Annotated in this window: 11 protein-coding genes; 6 read left to right on the top strand and 5 right to left on the bottom strand. The window is 60.8% G+C overall.

The genetic code is table 11. The annotated features are described in order from the left end of the window. Positions 1 to 68: 68 nt before the first annotated feature. Together pbpC and ACR0IP_RS16755 are read right to left on the bottom strand one after the other, a co-directional pair. Entirely contained in the window at positions 69 to 2129 is a 2061-nt protein-coding gene (pbpC, locus tag ACR0IP_RS16760) for a penicillin-binding protein 1C (RefSeq protein ID WP_480526813.1), read from the bottom strand. After that, a complete protein-coding gene (locus tag ACR0IP_RS16755; RefSeq protein WP_480526812.1) occupies positions 2126 to 7549 on the bottom strand; it encodes an alpha-2-macroglobulin family protein in 5424 nt (1807 codons plus the stop codon). Before ACR0IP_RS16755 ends, pbpC begins: the two co-directional genes overlap by 4 nt. Before the next feature lie 116 nt (positions 7550 to 7665). Between ACR0IP_RS16755 and ACR0IP_RS16750 the strand changes: the two genes are divergently transcribed. Beyond that, a complete protein-coding gene (locus ACR0IP_RS16750; RefSeq protein WP_480526810.1) occupies positions 7666 to 9855 on the top strand; it encodes a response regulator in 2190 nt (729 codons plus the stop codon). Between the two features lie 92 nt (positions 9856 to 9947). On the opposite strand, the gene yaaA is transcribed toward ACR0IP_RS16750, so the two are convergent. From yaaA to ACR0IP_RS16735, 3 genes are all read right to left on the bottom strand, one after another. Next, positions 9948 to 10718 (bottom strand): peroxide stress protein YaaA, encoded by a 771-nt coding sequence (gene yaaA / locus ACR0IP_RS16745; RefSeq protein WP_480526808.1) that lies wholly within the window; start codon positions 10716 to 10718, stop codon positions 9948 to 9950. A 33-nt stretch (positions 10719 to 10751) separates the two neighbouring features. Beyond that, positions 10752 to 12791, bottom strand: coding sequence for a DNA helicase RecQ (gene recQ, locus ACR0IP_RS16740; protein WP_480526807.1), 2040 nt, complete (start codon positions 12789 to 12791; stop codon positions 10752 to 10754). A 78-nt stretch (positions 12792 to 12869) separates the two neighbouring features. Next, positions 12870 to 13157 (bottom strand): YggT family protein, encoded by a 288-nt coding sequence (locus ACR0IP_RS16735; protein ID WP_170472916.1) that lies wholly within the window; start codon positions 13155 to 13157, stop codon positions 12870 to 12872. 129 nt (positions 13158 to 13286) lie between these two features. On the opposite strand from ACR0IP_RS16735, the gene ACR0IP_RS16730 reads away from it, so the two are divergent. From ACR0IP_RS16730 to arfB, 5 genes are all read left to right on the top strand, one after another. Further along, positions 13287 to 14654, top strand: a complete 1368-nt coding sequence (locus ACR0IP_RS16730) for an MFS transporter (protein ID WP_170661828.1) — start codon at positions 13287 to 13289, stop codon at positions 14652 to 14654. Beyond that, on the top strand, positions 14651 to 15514 hold the full coding sequence (gene mepA / locus ACR0IP_RS16725; RefSeq protein WP_170379497.1) for a penicillin-insensitive murein endopeptidase: 864 nt from the start codon (positions 14651 to 14653) through the stop codon (positions 15512 to 15514). Before ACR0IP_RS16730 ends, mepA begins: the two co-directional genes overlap by 4 nt. Next, entirely contained in the window at positions 15487 to 16371 is an 885-nt protein-coding gene (locus ACR0IP_RS16720; protein ID WP_170661832.1) for an esterase-like activity of phytase family protein, read from the top strand. Before mepA ends, ACR0IP_RS16720 begins: the two co-directional genes overlap by 28 nt. Positions 16372 to 16462: 91 nt before the next feature. Beyond that, complete coding sequence (locus ACR0IP_RS16715) at positions 16463 to 17110, top strand: queuosine precursor transporter (RefSeq protein ID WP_170661834.1); 648 nt, start codon at positions 16463 to 16465, stop codon at positions 17108 to 17110. Positions 17111 to 17374: 264 nt separating this feature from the next. After that, entirely contained in the window at positions 17375 to 17794 is a 420-nt protein-coding gene (gene arfB / locus ACR0IP_RS16710; protein WP_170661836.1) for an alternative ribosome rescue aminoacyl-tRNA hydrolase ArfB, read from the top strand. Positions 17795 to 17837 lie beyond the last annotated feature (43 nt).

Here is a 17837-nt window from a genome sequence, read left to right as displayed (position 1 = left end):
CTTGCGACACAAATACCCTGCCACGCTATCAGCGTTCTCGGACATTCGAGTCACTTGATGGAACCGCTTTAGTCGATCCGAACTGACACCCGATCTGACGCGCCATGGGCGTCTACCACCACCAGTGCGGAATACCCGCGACCCGGGTTCGGGATGTCGAACTCGCGATGTCGTTGCCCAGTCAATACCGGAACGCCATCCGCCAAAAGCGAGAATGGTTCAACGCCGCCGCGCACTTTCACGGTCACCGGGCCTCCATCCGTCTCTAACACAGAGTTATTGGGCGGAAAGATCAGGTCCGGGGCGCTTGGGTCATCGTCGAACGCTGCCCCTCGGGGCCGAAAGCGTTGCAAAGGTTGCGGCAGTTCGGCGGCCCCCACGATCAAAGTCGATGGCGGTGGTGGGCGCAATGGCGTGGCAGTCGGTTTCAGATGACCGAAGGCTTCAAACAACAGGGGGGCCGCCAACTCTCCACCAAAGGCGCCGGGGACCGGAGTTCCATCCGCGCGCCCGAGCCACACACCGATGACATGCTGGCCGTCAAAGCCGATCGCCCAGGCGTCCCGGTGCCCGTAGGACGTGCCGGTCTTATACGCCAAGCCAAATGCAGCGGCCCCTGGTGGAGGGGCAAGACCGACCAGAATATCGCTCACCTGCCATGCCGCGTCATCTGACAGAACCCGAGGCGTCTTAGCGCGATCCGCCAAGGCCTCATGGCGCAACCATGGCCCCTGCCCACCTGCGGCCAACGTGGCGTAGAGTTGCACCAGATCGCGCAGGCTCAGCCCGACACCCCCCAGTGAGATGGCAAGGCCTGGGGTGCCTCCTTTCAGTTTCGGGTGGGCTCCGGCCTGCTTAAGGGCGGCCATCACGCGCGCAGGCCCAAGCTCATCCGTCAGGCGTACAACTGGAATATTAAGCGACATTTGCAGCGCGTCCCGAACCCGCACATCGCCGCGAAATATGCCATCGAAGTTGCGTGGCGCGTAGCGACCAAACATCACCGGGCTGTCGCTGATCAGCGTTTCGGGATGGGCAAACCCCTGATCGAAGGCCAACCCATAGACCAGAGGCTTCAGCGTCGACCCCGGAGACCGTAGCGCTTGGGTCATATCCACGAACCCTTGCCGCGCGTCCTGGTAGCCCGAAGAACCGACCGAGGCCAGAATCTCTCCGCTGCGGTGATCAGCCACGATTAAAGCCCCCGAAATACGCGGTCCCGCTCGCGCCGCTGCCTGCGCCACAAGAGGCTCCAGCCGTTCCTGCAGCCCGGCATCCAGTGTCAGATCCAAAGCCTCTGATCCCGGGTTTTCGCGCCGCGCTCGGTCTGTGAGGTGAGGGGCCAAACGGGGAAATGCGCGCATCTGATCCGGGATATCTTCCGTCAGCGCGCTGTGCATCTCAGATTCGGTCAAAACCCCATAAGACTGCATCCGCTTCAGAACCCGGTCACGCGCGTTTCGGGCGGCCAAGGGGGCACGGTCCGGGCGTCGGACTTCGGGCGATTGGGGAAGGGCAATCAGCAGGGCTGCCTGCGCGGGGGTCAGCCGCGCCGGGTCTTTTCCAAACCATGCACGGCTGCCTGCGCGGAGGCCTTCCAGATTGCCACCGTAGGGGGCGTGGGTTAGGTAGAGATTTAGGATTTGCTGCTTGCTCTGACGCCGTTCCAGCGCCAAAGAGACCCTAACTTGGCGAATTTTGCCACTCCAACGCCCGGTTGAGCCATCCTCGATCAGCCGCGCGACCTGCATGGTGAGCGTCGATCCACCGGAAACGGTACGTCCGTTCCATAGGGCTTGGCCAGCCGCGCGGAGGAACGCGAGGGGGTCGACGCCGGAATGTGACCAGAACCGTTTATCCTCATACCGGATCAGCATCTCGGTAAAGGCGGGATCCACCGGGCCGGGGCGCATCCGCCAGATGCCGTCCTCGACCGGGAAGGCCCGCAGAAGCGCTCCGTCTCGGCCCCTCATTTCGACCGAGGTTTCGGCCAGAACAGGTGGCAGGACGGTCGCGTCTACCCACGTATCCAACCGGTCCCGCGCAAAGGCGGTCAGGTAGAGCGCAGAGGCCAGCGCCAGCAGCACCGGGGCGAACCCCTTGCGCCGAAATGGATGGCGCGGAATCACCGCACCTCAACCCGCCCGGTTTCCGTCCGCGCGCGGTTTTGCGGGCGATACATATCCTCGACCGAGGCGGCCGGGTGGTGGAACGCACCGGGCGTAACGGCGCGGGCCACATAGGCCAGCGTCACCGTTTCGCCCCCAGACAGATTGACCGCCGCTAGGAAACGGTCCGAGCGGAACTCGGTATGAGTCGCGTCGGACAGGTCCAGCCAGTCCAACGCGCGCACATCGCCTGATCGCAACAGGTTGGGGTTGTCGATCTCGATCCCCGCTGCCAGAGGGTCATCGATCATCAACCGCGCGCCGCCGCTCTCGAACGGAGTGACGGTCAGGACGGTTACAAAGCGGTCACCGGCAGTGAAGGTTGACGGATCCAGAGGGTCGCCTTCCATCGAGTAATAGGCTCTGTTTATGGCGTATCCGGTGCCTCCGGCCTCGGGCGGAGTGGTTGGGATGCCCGTCACTGTAAGTGTGATATCGGTTGGGTTGGCTGCGGTGGCCGAGATGTTCAGGTCATCGATAAACCCTGCCTCACGCACCTGAACGAAAGGGCCAGAGACCGGCGCGCCGTTCACCATCAACCCCGAGTCGGATGGGTCGGATACAAGCGCATGAGCGGCCAGCAGGGACCATGAAGCCTCCTGCGTCGACAAATGCGCGCGACTGGAGGTGACACGTTGGATAAGTGCGTCCCGATCCACCGCCTGACTGCCCGCATCGACCGCAAGGGTCAGCAGCCCGGCGGCATCCCGCAGGTCTGTGCCGTAGTCGACTCGCCACAGGTAGCGCTCCTGCGCGGGTCGGCGCTGCAGCAGCTGGGCCGCACGGGCGAACATGGCGTCGGCACGGGTCTGATCTCCGTAGGACGCCAGCGCCGCCCCAAGTTGCGCGGCGGCCAGAGGGGTGTCGAAAGCGTCCCCCTTGGTATCCGCGTAATAGCGCAGATCGCCCATCGAGGCTGCGCCCTCGCGCGCCAGCACCATCAGAGCATAGGCAATATCCTCACCGCCTTCGTCGAAATCCGGGGCATAGTTCACGCGGTTGCGCAGGTTATGCATGGCCTGCGCGAAGGCGCGGTCCGACACCGGGTGGCCTTGCGCTCGGGCGCGCGAGAGGAAGTCGGTGACATAGGCGTCCAACCAGAAATCTCCGCTCTCTGCACGCCAGAGGCCAAACGCTCCGTTCGGGGCCTGCCGGGTCAGGATGCTGCGGATCGAGTCTCTGATACGTTGATCCACAATCGGCCCGTCACCCAGCCCCGACGCTTGCGCCACGGAGGACAGGTACAACAGCGGCAGAGCCTTGCTGGTGATCTGTTCGGTGCAGCCATATGGGTAGCGATTCAGCTGATCCAGCAGGGCGGGCGTGTCGAACTTTGCCAAAGCGCCTGCAGACAGGATCGCCTTTGCGGTGCCGGGCTGGAAGCCATCGAACACGTCCTGGGTGAACAGGAAATTGTCGCCCGTACCCAGAGAAAACCGCCGTGTTTGAGCCACAATAGGGTCGTTTGCGCGTACCGGCATCCGGAGGGTTTGCGACAAGTCACGGCCATCCGGCGTCGTGATCGCCACGCTGATTTCCGGGTCTCCGACGGCAAGCGCGCGAAGCGGGATTTCGAACACCGCCTTGCCGCCATCCTCCAGAACAAAGCTGGCGGGCGCTGTTCCCAACTCCAACCCGGTTGAGGTGGTCAGTCCCAGTGCCATCTCACCTGATGGGCCATCGGCATGGACGATCTCAAGCAACATCCGGCTTTGGTCGCCGGGGGCCAGAAAACGGGGCAGGCTGCCTGTGACGACCACGGGGTCGCGCACGATTATCTCGGCCTCGGCCTGTCCTACGGCTGCCGCCGACCAGGCAACCGCCATCAGCCGTACGGTTCCGTTGAAGGCGGGCAGAGGGATGTCGACCTCGACCTCTCCGTTTGCGTCTACCTTAACCGGGCCGCTGAAAACGGCCATCAGGTCTTGTGTGGGCGGAGGGGATTGCCTCTGCATCCCCGAATTGTCACCGCCCGAGCGGATCGTGCCCATCGCGCCGTTCATGCCGTCGATCAGGCGGCCATAGACATCACGCAGGTCCACACCCAGACGGCGCTGGCCGAAATAGTAACCCTGCGGATCGGGGCTTTCGAAACCGGTCAGATTCAGAATCCCCACATCCACGGCGGCCAGGGTCAGCCAAACAGGCTCACCTTCCTGTGCATTTTCGACCCTAATAAGGGCTTTCTGTGTCGTTCTCGGAGAGGTCACCTGAGGCACATCAATGCTCACATCCAGATTTCGCCCGACAGGCTCAACTTTTGCATGGGCCACGCCCATCGCCCGTGCCGGGTTCTGGCCGGCGGCAACATCCATGGGGCGGATCACGGTGGCGGTGACATAGGCTCCGGCACCCCAATCCTCGGTCACGTCGATCGGGATCACGGTTTCGCCCTCTGGCACGTCGACCATCTGACGGTCGATCAAACGGTTCGAGAGGACCTCGATCTGCGCCTCGCCTGCCATGCGCGGCACGATCCGCAGTTGCGCCGTGTCACCCGGGCGATAACTGTCGCGGTCCAGCGACATTTCCAGCCGGTCGGGCGAGGTGGAGGCATCCGCCGCCTGATACCAGCCCGCGCTGAACTCCACGGCGGTTTCCGCGTAGGCGCCATCGAGGCGTTCAACCACCAGTTCATACTGTCCCCAGTCAACCGGCTGCGACAGGTTCAGTGGCTCTGCACCTGTCTCAACCTCACCGGTGGCAATACGGGAGCGACGCGTTGTCGGCTCCCAATTCCAATCGCCATAGAGCTGATACCATTGATAGCGGGTTTCCAGCCTGTTCAACGTCCAGCGCAGGCGCATGGGTTCAACGGTCAGGTCCGGAGACAGGCCGATGATTTGGAACGCGGCCTCGGTGCCCTCGGGGATCACATCCTCGAACAGGGGGCGGACACCGATCATTGCCTGTGCGGATCGGACCGGAGCCGTCAGGCGGCGTTCGACGGGGTGGCCTGATCCGTCCGTCAACCGGGCGATGATTTCGGCCTCAAGAGGTTTGCCATTTGTCTCTAACACGGGGATTTCAATGGCAATCGAGGCCTGCCCAGAGGCATCCGTCTGCGCATCGCCGAAATAGGTGCTTTTGGTTGAGGTCTCGGCGTCGTAGCGGCCGAAACGATAGGTTTCAAAGCCCGGAACGGCGTCGGTTGGGCGGGCGATGACCTGACCGTCAATGCTCAAACCCGATCCCGGCGCGCCGAACAAGTAGCGTGCGTCGATCTGCAAGGGCGGCGTATCGCCGGGGCGCAGAGGGGCGTCCGGCAGGCTGAGGTCAAAGTCGATGCGCTCGGGCAGGAAATCCTCGACCAACACGGTTTGACGGGCCAGAGCGTCGGCTTTGGGGTCGGACTTGATCTCGATCTTCCACGTTCCTCGCGGCACATCCGGGGCGACGGGCAGGCTGAAGACATGGCCGCCCGCAACACCGCCATCCGAGACCGCGCGGCGATACTCCACCCCATCGGGGCGATAGAGAATGGCAGTCAGGGGCAGGCCTTCGATGGCCTGAGCTTTGTTGTCGCGGGATAGAGCTGTGATGTGAATGACCTCTCCGGCGCGATAGGCGCCCCGGTCCGTGGTCAGGAACACATCCACAGGACCCGCAGGGGCACGCCCTTCGACCCCGCGATCCGACAGGTCAAAAGCAGGGTCGGTCAGAGAGAGGAAGCTGAAATCGGATTCCCCATCAGCCACCATCACCAAAACCGGTGCGCTGGCGCCTTTGCCGCGGGTCAGGCCCGCTTCGAACTGCGCATAGCCACTGTCATCTGTCTGCGCCTTGGCAATCACCGCGTTGGCGTTTGAAACCAGCGAGACCTCGATCCCCTCGCGCGGGGTTGCGTCGTGCAGACCGCGTACGGTGACATGCAGCCCGTCTGTACCAAGGGCTGTGCTGATCCCCAGGTCGGTCAGCACAAACCACTGTGTTGCGCCTGGATCATCATAAGGATCTGCCCCGGGGACGCGCGCAGTCAGGGCATAGATCCCAGCGGGTTGATCGGCAATCGCCTCGGCCATGGGCAGACGGGCGGTCATGCTTTGGTTCAGTTCGTTTGCGATCTCGGCTGTTCCGGTCCAGACATCCTCGGCAATCTCGTCCGAGAATTCACGTTCCTGCCATTCGCTGAGGGGGCGGCCAAAGAAATCCTGCTGGACGGCCCTGATCAGGTTGCGGTCGCTGACGCGTCGCAGGGTCAGGTCCAGAGAACCGGTATTGACCGTCTCGACCGGCAAGGCTGCATCCGCCGACTTTGGCAGCACATAGCTGCGGCCCGGAAACCGGACCGACGGAGCACGGTCACGGACGTAGTGCGTCAGCTCGACAGTACGGTTCAAGGCCTCACCCGAGGCTGCCGGAAGCCCTTCGCGCAGGGAAAAGCGATAGCGCTGACCATGCGCAACGCCGTCCAGGCAGAGGCTTTTGCCATCGACCTGCACCACCAGCCCATCGTCACTGCGCTGCACAAACGGGTCATAGTCGACGCCCGCCTTGACCAAGGGTTCCGAGAACTCAACGCAGATACGCGGCGCAGCGGCGTTGCTTTCCACCGTGCTGTCGATGATGCGGAAGCCGTATTTTCCGATGGCATCATCCAAAGCCGCCAGGACATCCTCACGCGGTTGGACCTGTTCGGCCAGCCGCAGTGCCGACACCATATCGCGACCGCGTTCGACCGCTTCCAGCGCGTCTGACATCACCATCAGCGCCGCGATTTGGGCCCCCGGTGCGTCCGCGCGCAGATATCCGTTGATGGCGGCGTTCAACGCGCGGGTGCGGAAGTCCTGCTGCTCCTGATATCCGTTCGGGTTCAGGCGCAGCAGCAGCCGGGCGTATTCAACCCATAGGTCGGACGCATCGCTGAGGGTCACGGCCTCCCCAGTCCACAACATCGCAAGCCGATCCGTATCTGCGTTCAGCGCTGACTCCAGCAAAGTCTGCAGGTCACGCCCTCCGGCAGAGTGGCGAAACCCAAGGTCGCGGGCCTGTTGAAACGCTTCGTTCAGGTCTTTCTGGCGAAGGAATGTGAGGGACTCAGCGCGCGTTTTCCCCAATAATAGGGTCTGTTCTGGGATGAATACTTTCTGTGCCGACACCGCGCCTTGATATGGCTCCTGCCGGTTCACACCGCTTTTAGGAAAACAGGCATCCGACCGAGTGTTATAGGTAAAGGCCGTGCAGCTTTGATTGGCCGAACACGCGCGGATGCAGGACTTTAGATCCGTATCGAACAGCGCATCCAGATCCGAGCCATAAAAATCCGCATCTCGGGTCGTGATATAGCGGAACTCGGGCACGGCAGTCTGGGCCAGAGCGCCCAAGGTCAGGGCGAAAGTGGAAATGATGTAAGTTATTGAAAAAAATACAAAGCGGTGCATTTTGACCTCCTGTTTGGGGTCAATTTGACACGTGCGGTGCCCCTCAGGCAACGGCTTAAACACTTTTTCACCGATTGCCCGGATGCTGACGGCAGAGCAGACCGGAATTACGCATCATGAGCCTCGCACAAAAACTGGCACAGGAACGGCGCGCGCGCCTCGCGGCGGAACGGATGTTGGCGCTGAAACAGGCTGAGCTGTCTTCGGCCAACCGCAAACTGGGCCGTCATGCGATGGCGTTGACCAAACGAATTGGCGAGACTCAGGCCGAAGTTGAAACCGTCCGGGGCGAGAATGAAAAGGTCAAATCAGATCTGACCGAGGCCCATGCCAAGGTCGAAGTGGCCGAGCGTCGCCTGTGGCATTCGATCCAGACCATTCAAGACGGGTTTGCCTTTTTCGACGGTGACAGTCGCCTGATCGGGGCCAATACCGCCTATCTGAGCGTGTTCGAAGGTCTTGATGAGGTCGCGCCGGGTATCTCGTATACGCGCATTCTTGAATTGCTGACCAACGAAGGCATCGTCGACACCGACTCGGAAAAGGCCGGGGACTGGCAGGCACGCATGCAAAGACGCTGGGCACGGGCTAATCCGCCACCCGAGGTGATCCAATTGTGGAATGGTCAGTATATCCGCCTGATCGACCAGCGTGGCAGCGGCGGTGATGTGGTTAGTCTTGCCCTGAACATCACCGCTTCCGTCCGGCATGAGGCGGAATTGCAGGCCGCACGCGACCGCGCCGAGGCTGCAAACCGCGCCAAATCGGCCTTTCTGGCGAATATGAGCCATGAAATCCGGACGCCCATGAACGGTATCGTCGGCATGACAGAGTTACTGTCCGAAACGCCGATGGATGAAGAACAGCTCCTTTATGTCAACACGATCCGCAACTCGGGCGAGGCGCTTCTGGTCATCATCAACGACGTGCTGGACTATTCCAAAATCGAAGCGGACAAGCTGATCCTGCACCCCGAGCAGTTTGACCTCGAACGCTGTATCCTTGAGGTTGCGATGCTGCTACAGCCCAGCGTGCGCGACAAGGGCCTGACCCTGCTGGTGGATTATGATCTCTTCTTGCCGACGTTGTTCGTGGGGGATCCGGGCCGTGTGCGGCAGGTTCTCACTAACCTTGTTGGCAATGCCGTCAAGTTCACCAGCGAGGGGCATGTGCTGATCCGAGTGACCGGTGTACCCCATCCAGATCGGCAAGATTGCGACGTTCACATCGCTATCGAAGATACCGGCATCGGGATTGAGGACGACAAGATCAACCACATTTTTGGTGAGTTCAATCAGGTCGAAGATGAGCGCAACCGCCAATTCGAAGGCACAGGGCTGGGCCTCGCGATCACCAAACGCCTGATCACGATGATGGGGGGCAATGTCTGGGTCGAAAGCGAAGTTGGGCAAGGGTCGTGTTTTGGTTTCCGGGTGTCTCTGCCCACCGCCGAGGGGCCGCAACCCTCTCCGCCTGACCTGCAAGGGTGCCTGAAACACGTGATGCTGGTCGAGGATATGGCCGCCAACCGGGCCATCCTCGCCAAGCAACTGGGGCGCCTTGGGGCAAAGGTCACAGTTTGCGCTTCCGGGGGGGAAGCGCTGTCGAATCTGGATCCCTCGATTGATCTGTTCCTATGCGATCATGACCTGCCCGACATGGACGGGATGGAGCTTGCGACCATGCTGCACGAACGCGGCTGGACTGAATTGCCAGTGGTCATCATGTCCACCAATCCGGGCGTCATTCACGCCAGCCCTGCACGGCACCTGATCGAAGGTGTTCTGCAAAAACCCATTCCTCGGTCTGAGCTATACAGCCGACTTATCGCTTTGGGGGACCCTGCATCTCAGCCAGATACCTCGCCTCAACCTACGCCTGAGACCCACCCAATCGGGAACCGCGTGATGCGCGTTCTGGCGGCCGAGGATAACAGGACCAACCAGCTGATCCTGAAGAAGATGGTCAAGGATCTGAACATCGACTTGCGTTTCACGGGTAACGGGCAAGAGGCTGTTGATCTCTATCAGGAGTTTTCACCCGATTTGATCTTCATGGACATTTCGATGCCCCGAATGGATGGCAAACAAGCCACCGCCGAAATCCGCCGCCGCGAGGTTGAAACCGGTCGTCACGTGCCGATCGTCGCCCTGACAGCGCACGCCATGGCGGGGGATGATCAAGGCATTCTGGAGGCCGGTCTGGATCACTACCTTACCAAACCGCTGCACAAGAACCTTATCCAACAAATGATCCTGGACCATTGCCCCGAGGACGCTGAACTTGTCACGTCCAAGCCCGAATAAGCAGCGGCAGAGACCCTAAAAAGGTATCCCAAATTCATCTGGCTAAAAATACCTCAGGGAGCGCGAGGGGCTGGCCTCTCGCTTCCTGCCCTCTAAGCCGTGTAGGGACGCACGAAAACAGGCTTGTCATCCTCCGATAGATCGGGGCGGTATTCATAGCCGCCGCTGTCAAAATCCAGCAACCCGGCCGGATCGGTTAGACGATGTTGAATGATGTACCGCGCCATTGCACCCCTCGCTTTCTTGGCGAAAAAGCTGACGATTTTGGGCGTACCGGCTTTGTCCTCCATGAAGACCGGAGTGATGACCTTCAGGTTCAGCGCTTTCAGATCGACCGCCCCGAAATACTCCTGACTGGCGCAGTTCACCAGGACCTCGCTGCCAACCTCAGCCCCTTGCGCGTTCAGTGCTTTGCTGAGCTGGTCGCGCCAATAATCATAAAGGTTCTTGCCGCGCCGCGTTTTCAGCTTGCTGCCCATTTCCAACCGATAGGGCTGAATCGCGTCCAGAGGGCGCAGCACACCGTAAAGACCGGACAGAATGCGCAGATGGTCCTGCGCCCATGCCATCTCATCCGCGTCCAGTGAGGTTGCCTCTAACCCCTGATAAGTGTCACCGGCAAAGGCCAGTGCGGCGGGGCGGGTAGCCTCAAGCCCGGGCGCATCGGCGAAGGCGCGATAGCGGTCCCGGTTCAGCCGGGCCAGATCATCGCTGAGGTCCATCAGTTTCTTGAGGTCGCCCAGTGTCAGATTGCGCGCAGTCTTGGACAAACGGATCGCATCGTCCTGAAAGTCGGGCTGCGTGGCCTCAACATCCCGTTCTGCCCAGTCCAGCCGCTTGGCCGGGGAAATCACTACCAGCATATCCGCCCTCGTTCCTTGCCTGATAGGGCGTACTTAGCCCTCTTGCCGCAGCACGTCCAGAAAGGCTGCACCGAACCTTTCGTGACGACGATCGCCCAAAACCTGTTCGACCCCGCGTGAGTCATCCGGTCGCAACTGCGCCACCTTCGCCAGTTGCGAGGCCGTGCAACTGAGCGGCTTGTCGATCCCATCTGGCCCGCGGGACAATTGCGACTGCACCTCAAGCAGGCGGTCGTAAATCTCGCCCTGCTCGCGACCGGCCAGCTTGCGGCGGGCGGGGTGGACAGCTTCTACGGTCCCGGCGATGACCTCGAGGAAGGTGTCACCATAGCGTTCAAGCTTTTTGGCCCCGACCCCTCCGATGCGGGCCATGTCGTCCAGTGATTGCGGGCGTTTCTCGGCTATTTCGATCAAGGTGCGGTCGGGGAAGATGACATAGGCAGGTACACGCGCGGCCTCGGCCAAAGCGCGGCGCTTGGCCTTGAGGGCAGAGAGCAGCGGAGCGTCTTCCTCGGCCACCATCGCCTTGACTGCCGGGCGGCGCGCGGCTTTGCGGATCGTATCCTTGCGTAGGTTGATCTGCGCCTCACCCTTCAGGATCGGTTTGGCGGCCTCGGTCATGCGCAGGGCGCCGTGGCGTTCGGGGTCGGGGCGGACCAGATCATGGCCCATCATCTGCCGAAAGATCGCCTGCCATTGCGGGCGCGACCAGTCTTTGCCGATACCCCAGGTCGACAGCGTATCATGGCGGCGCGCGCGGATCTTGTCGGTTTCATTGGCCAGAAGGATGTCGATCAGATGGCCACTGCCAAACCATTCCTCGGTCCGCAGAATCGCCGACAGCGCCATGCGGACAGGGGTTGTGCCATCAAAAATCTCGGGTGGGGTGTCGCAGAGATCACATTTCCCGCAAGGCTCGGCCGTTTCTCCGAAATAGCCCAGAAGAGTCTGACGACGGCACACCAGCGCCTCGGCCAAACCCAGCAGAGCGTTCAAACGCGCATGATCCGCCATGCGCCGTTCGGGCGGGGCGAGGCCTTCATCCACCTGAGACCGCCGCAAGCGAATGTCGTCGGGCCCGAATAGAGTCAGGGTTTCAGCCGGGCCTCCGTCGCGCCCGGCGCGGCCTATCTCTTGATAATAGGCCTCGATGGATTTGGGCAAGTCCGCATGGGCGACCCAGCGGATATCGGGTTTGTCGATGCCCATCCCGAAAGCCACAGTGGCGACGACGATCAGCCCGTCCTCTCGCGCGAAACGGGTTTCGACGGTACGCCGGTCCTCGGGGTCCATACCGCCATGATAGTGACAGGCTGAATGCCCTTCGTCGCGCAGAGCCTTGGCCAGCACTTCGGTCTTATTGCGGGTGCCGCAATAGACGATGCCGGATTGGGTTTTGCGCGCGGCGGCGAAATCGAGGATCTGCTTGCGTGGTCCGTCTTTGGCGGCAAAGGCAAGATGGATGTTGGGCCGGTCAAAGCCGCGCAGGAATTTGCGTGGGGTGCCGCCGTCGAACAGTTTCTCAACGATCTCGTCCTGCGTTTCGGCATCCGCCGTGGCAGTGAACGCGGCCAGAGGTATGTTCAGGGCGCGCCGCAGCTCTCCGATCCGCAGATAGTCGGGGCGAAAATCATGACCCCATTGGCTGACGCAATGCGCCTCATCGACGGCGATCAGGCTGACATTGATCCGACGAAGCATTCCCAGCGCGGATCCAGCGGCCAAACGTTCCGGGGCCATGTAGAGGAGTTTCAGCCGCCCGGCCTCCAACGCCTCCCATACCGCATCGGTTTCTTCGGGGGTGTTTCCCGAGGTCAGCGCACCGGCTTCAACCCCGGCCTCCTGCAAGCCTCGGACCTGATCGCGCATCAAGGCGATCAGCGGAGATATCACCACCGTCACACCGTCGCGCAGCAGCGCAGGCAATTGATAACACAGGGATTTACCGCCGCCTGTTGGCATTATGGCCAGCACGTTTTCACCTGCGGTCACGGCATCGACGATCTCTTCCTGACCAGGGCGGAAGTCGTCGAATCCAAAGACATCTCGCAGCAGGGGTGCGGCGTCGAACATGTGTGGGGTTGCCCTGTTTTAAGGTTTATCTGCTCTTAAGACAGGACAATCACACACTAAGATTCGGTGAACAAGAGGTCAGACGAAATAGCCCGCATTGTTGATCAAGATAATCCGTGCCGCATAGACCCCGATCAGCACGACCAGAGGGGTCAGATCCAGCCCGCCCATATTCGGCAGTATACGGCGGATCGGGCCGTAGATCGGTTCGAGTATGCGGTTCAGGCCGTACCAGATTTGCGCGACCAGCTGTTGGTGCAGATTCAGCACCTGGAAATTGATCAGCCAGCTCATGATCACGTGGGCGAGGATGATGAACCAGACAATGTCCAGGATCAGCAGCAGTATTTGGATCAGCGACAGCATGGGTACTCCGTTCTTTCACCGAAAAAGACCTAAGCACACACGCCGCAAAGAGCAAGCCTGCGCCAACTGAAAGCTTGCGAAATGGGCCAAACACCCGTCTTATTGGACAAAAGAATAACTGGGGCAGTCATGGCAGAGATTTCCAATCGCAAGCGCATCTGGGGCTGGTGGTTTTTTGATTGGGCGTCGCAGCCTTATCATACGCTGCTGGTCACTTTTGTTTTCGGCCCCTATTTCGCCGGAGTCGCCGCAGGGTATTTCACCGAAGCCGGGCTGGACCCGCAAGCCGCTGCTGCGCGGGCGCAGACGGTCTGGGCCAATTGCCTGACCATCACCGGGCTGATCATCGCTTTCGGCGCGCCTCTGCTTGGGGCAATGGCAGATGTTTCGGGTCGCCGCATACCGTGGATTTTTGCGTTTTCGGTGATGTATGTGGTGGGGTCCGCCGCACTTTGGTACACGATGCCCGACGGTTCAAACATGTGGCTGATGCTGTCGGCCTTCGGGCTGGGCTTTGTCGGGGCAGAGTATGCGCTGATCTTTATCAACTCGCAGCTGCCTGATCTGGGCGATGATAGTCAGGTGGGTGAGATCTCGGGCTCGGGTTTTGCCTTCGGGTATTTTGGTGGGCTGATTTCTCTGGCGATCATGCTGGCGCTGTTTGTCGAACAACCCAGCGGTAAGACATTGATCGGGATGGAGCCTGCGCTGGGACTTGATGCCGCCACTCGTGAGGGTACGCGCTTTGTTGGACCTTTCACCGCCGCGTGGTTCGTTTTGTTCATGGTGCCCTATTTCCTGTGGGTACGTGATAACCCGAAAGCCGAGAAAACCGGCAGTTTCGCCGAGGCGCTACGCCTGCTGGGGCACTCAATCTCGAACCTGCGGCACCGGGTCAGTCTGGCGACCTATCTCGGGTCGTCGATGTTTTACCGCGACGCGTTGAACGGGCTTTATAGCTTTGGCGGGGTCTACGCGCGGCTGGTTCTGGAGTGGGACCTGATCAAGATCGGTGTCTTTGGGATTGTCAGCGTACTGGCCTCGGCCATCTTTGCGTGGATTGGGGGCAAGTTGGACCGGAAATACGGCCCTAAACCGGTCATTCTGGTTGCAATCTGGGTGCTGATCTTTGTTTGTATCACCGTCGTTTCGATGGACCGGACGCAGATTTACGGCATTGCACTGCCCGAAGGGTCCGGACTGCCCGACATGGTGTTTTTCGGCTGTGGAATCCTCATCGGCGGGATGGGCGGGGTTTTGCAATCCGCCAGCCGCTCAATGATGGTGCGCCATACCGATCCCGAAGCTCCGGTCGAGAGCTTCGGCCTTTATGGGTTGTCCGGCCGTGCGACTGCCTTTGCCGCGCCGCTCTTGATCGGGGTAGCAACAACTGTGACTGGTAGTGCAAGACTAGGGGTGTCACCGATCATTCTGTTGTTTATTCTGGGGCTATTCCTGATGCGCTGGGTAAAGCCGGAAGGGGATCAGAGCAGATGATTTTACTACGTTTTTTGGCACTATTAGCCACGATCACATGGGCAGGCACGGCGGGGGCGCAGCCTCTGGCCAAGCAGTTGTTCGGGGCGCAAAAGCAAAGCTCACAACAAAAACCTGCCGCCTTCGGCAGTTATTCGCGCGGATGCGCCGCCGGATCGGTGCAGCTGCCTGAAACCGGGCCCACATGGCAGGCCATGCGCCTGTCGCGCAATCGCAACTGGGGCCACCCCGAGGCGATTGACTACGTACAAGACCTCAGCCGGTTTGCGGCCAAGCAGCCGGGCTGGAATGGTCTCTATGTCGGGGATATCAGCCAGCCGCGGGGCGGGCCGATGACCTCAGGCCATCGCTCGCACCAGTTGGGGCTGGATATCGATATCTGGATGCTGCCCGGAGACAACATGCGGCTGTCGCGCAACGCGCGTGAGAATATCTCGTCGATTTCCCTGCGTCGCGCGAACGGAGCGTTCGTGAACGGCAACTGGACCAAACAGCACCACGCCGTTCTGCGAGCAGCCGCAAAGGACAAGCGCGTCGCGCGGATTTTTGTGTTCCCCGGTGCCAAGGTTCAGATGTGCAAGGAAGAAAAGGGCAACCGGGCTTATCTGCGTAAGATCAGGCCTTGGTGGGGCCATCACTACCACTTCCATGTGCGCCTGAAATGCCCGCGCGGGTCGAAAGGCTGCGTCAATCAGGACCCGCCGCCAAAGGGTGATGGCTGCGCACAAGCGCAGGAATGGGTCAACAATATCCTCAACCCTCCGCCACCCGATCCGAACGCGCCTGCGCCAAAGAAACGTCGCGAATATGTTTTGGCCGATCTGCCCCAGCAATGCGCTGCCGTTTTGTCGTCCAACTGATTTCAGCCGCTTTATGGGCCGGTCAGGTCGCAGCGGTTGAGATCAAGAGCGCCACATTTCTGGGCAGCTACACATGGGTCGAGGCCACCGATTGGTTCGGTGGCTTCTCGGCTATACACCTGAGCGACGACGGATCCTACGTCACCCTCCTGAGCGACCGAGCAACCCTGGTCACGGCACGGATCACGCGCGATGGAGATGCGATATCGGGTGTCGAAGTGCAAAACCGCAGGCCGCTTCTGTCCAGCATGGGGCGTAAGCTGAGCGGCCGGGCGGGGGACTCCGAAGGAATCGCCCTTGCGCCAGGTGGCGGCTTTTTCGTGTCCTTCGAAGGTGTTCATCGCGTGGCCTATTATAGCTCTTCGGAGGCTAACGCGTTGGTTATGCCGCGCCCTCACGCCTTCAGCACGCTGAATCGCAACGGTTCTTTCGAAGGGCTGGCGATTGACGGGCAAGGGCACCTCTATACCCTGCCGGAGAAAACCCGCACGGCGAGCGGCGATATTCCGGTTTTTCGCTGGAACGGGACCACCTGGTCGACCCCTTTTACCCTTCCACCGCGGGATCGCTTCCTGCCCGTTGCGGCTGATTTCGGCCCAGATGGGCGCTTCTATGTGCTTGAGCGTTCGGTCGCATTCATCGGATTTCGGACCCGCCTGCGCCGATGGGACGTCTCAAACGATTCACCACGCGCCGAGGAGGTTCTGCTGGAAACCGAAACCGGTACACATGACAACCTCGAAGGTCTGTCGGTCTGGCGCGACGATCAGAACCGCCTGCGCGCAACGATGATCTCGGACGATAACTTTCTGGCGCTGCAGCGGACTGAGCTGGTGGAATACCTCCTGCCCGATTGACAGGACCAGACCAAGGGTCTAAACGCACGGCTTGCCTTGGGATGAGCCCTTGGCCAAGTCGCCGCTACCTTGTCAAAACGGGCATCTGAAAATGCAACGCTCTTATATTCCCGGCATCCTTGCCATGGCCGCCATTGTTGTGGCCTCGAACATTCTGGTTCAGTTCCTGATCCTCGACGGACTGCTGACCTGGGGTGCTTTCACCTATCCGCTGGCCTTTTTGGTCACTGACATCATGAACCGCGTCTATGGCGTGGGTCCGGCCCGCAAGGTCGTATTCGCCGGGTTTGTCACCGGTATCATCTGCTCGCTGATCGGCAGCCAAATCATGCTTCAGGGCGACGGGTTCGAATATGCCGCCGTTCCGCTGCGGATCGCTGTTGCGTCGGGCACCGCTTTCCTGATCGCGCAGCTGACAGACGTCACCGTGTTCAACTCGCTGCGCGGTGGCCGCTGGTGGCGCGCGCCGCTGGTCTCGACGCTGGTTGGCTCGGCGCTGGATACGGCGATCTTTTTCACTCTCGCCTTCTCGGCCTCGGTCACCTTCTTCGGTGCCAACGCGGATGTCGCGATCAACTGGGCGTGGGAGCCTGTGCCGTTCATGCTGTCCGGCCCGATGGCTCCGCTGTGGGTCACGCTGGCCTTTGCGGACTGGTTGGTGAAGCTGTTACTGGCCCTGATCGCCCTGATCCCGTTCAAGGTGATCGTCGCCCGTCTGACTGCCGCACAGCCTGCGTAAAAAAGTGCTTTGAGAATGGCGCATCTTGTGTCAGGCTCAAAGTTAACCGCAACAGATAGAAAAGGAGGTGATCCAGTGTCAAGAAAGAGATTGGAGAGAGGTGTCGGAACAACCGGGGGGAAAGCCTGCTAGGGCAGCCCTTGGCGGAGCGCTCGCTCCGGCTGGTCGATTGATCTAACCGACCCGACCTCCTTGTACTTTCGAAGGGCCGTCCCACCGGGGCGGCCCTTTCTGTTTCCACCCGCGCCTTGTAAGGTCTGAACCATGTTGCGCATCACTGACGATATCACCCTGCAGGATTGGGAATTGACCGAGAGCTTTGTCCGCTCCTCCGGTCCCGGCGGGCAGAACGTCAACAAGGTCTCAACCGCTGTCGAGCTTCGGTTTGAGGCCGCGCGCTCGCCATCCCTGCCGGAGCCGGTGAAGAACCGCCTGAAACGTCTGGCCGGGCGGCGCTGGACCAAGGATGGTGCGATCATCATTCAATGCGAAGAAACCCGTTCTCAGGCCCGCAACCGCGAACTTGCGCGCACCCGATTGGCGGAACTGATCGCCCGAGCGCTGGTCAAACCCAAACGGCGGGTCGCGACGAAGCCGACCTATGGGTCGGTCAAACGGCGGCTGGCGGCGAAAAAAGCCCGTGGCGACGTCAAGGCCCTGCGCGGCAAAGTCTCGGAAGAATGATCTGGTATCTTTGGGATGCGTTGCTACTCTGCCCCTGACTGGC

This window comes from Ruegeria sp. AL11, from assembly GCF_056540865.1.
This window is presented reverse-complemented; position numbering and strand designations above follow the sequence as displayed.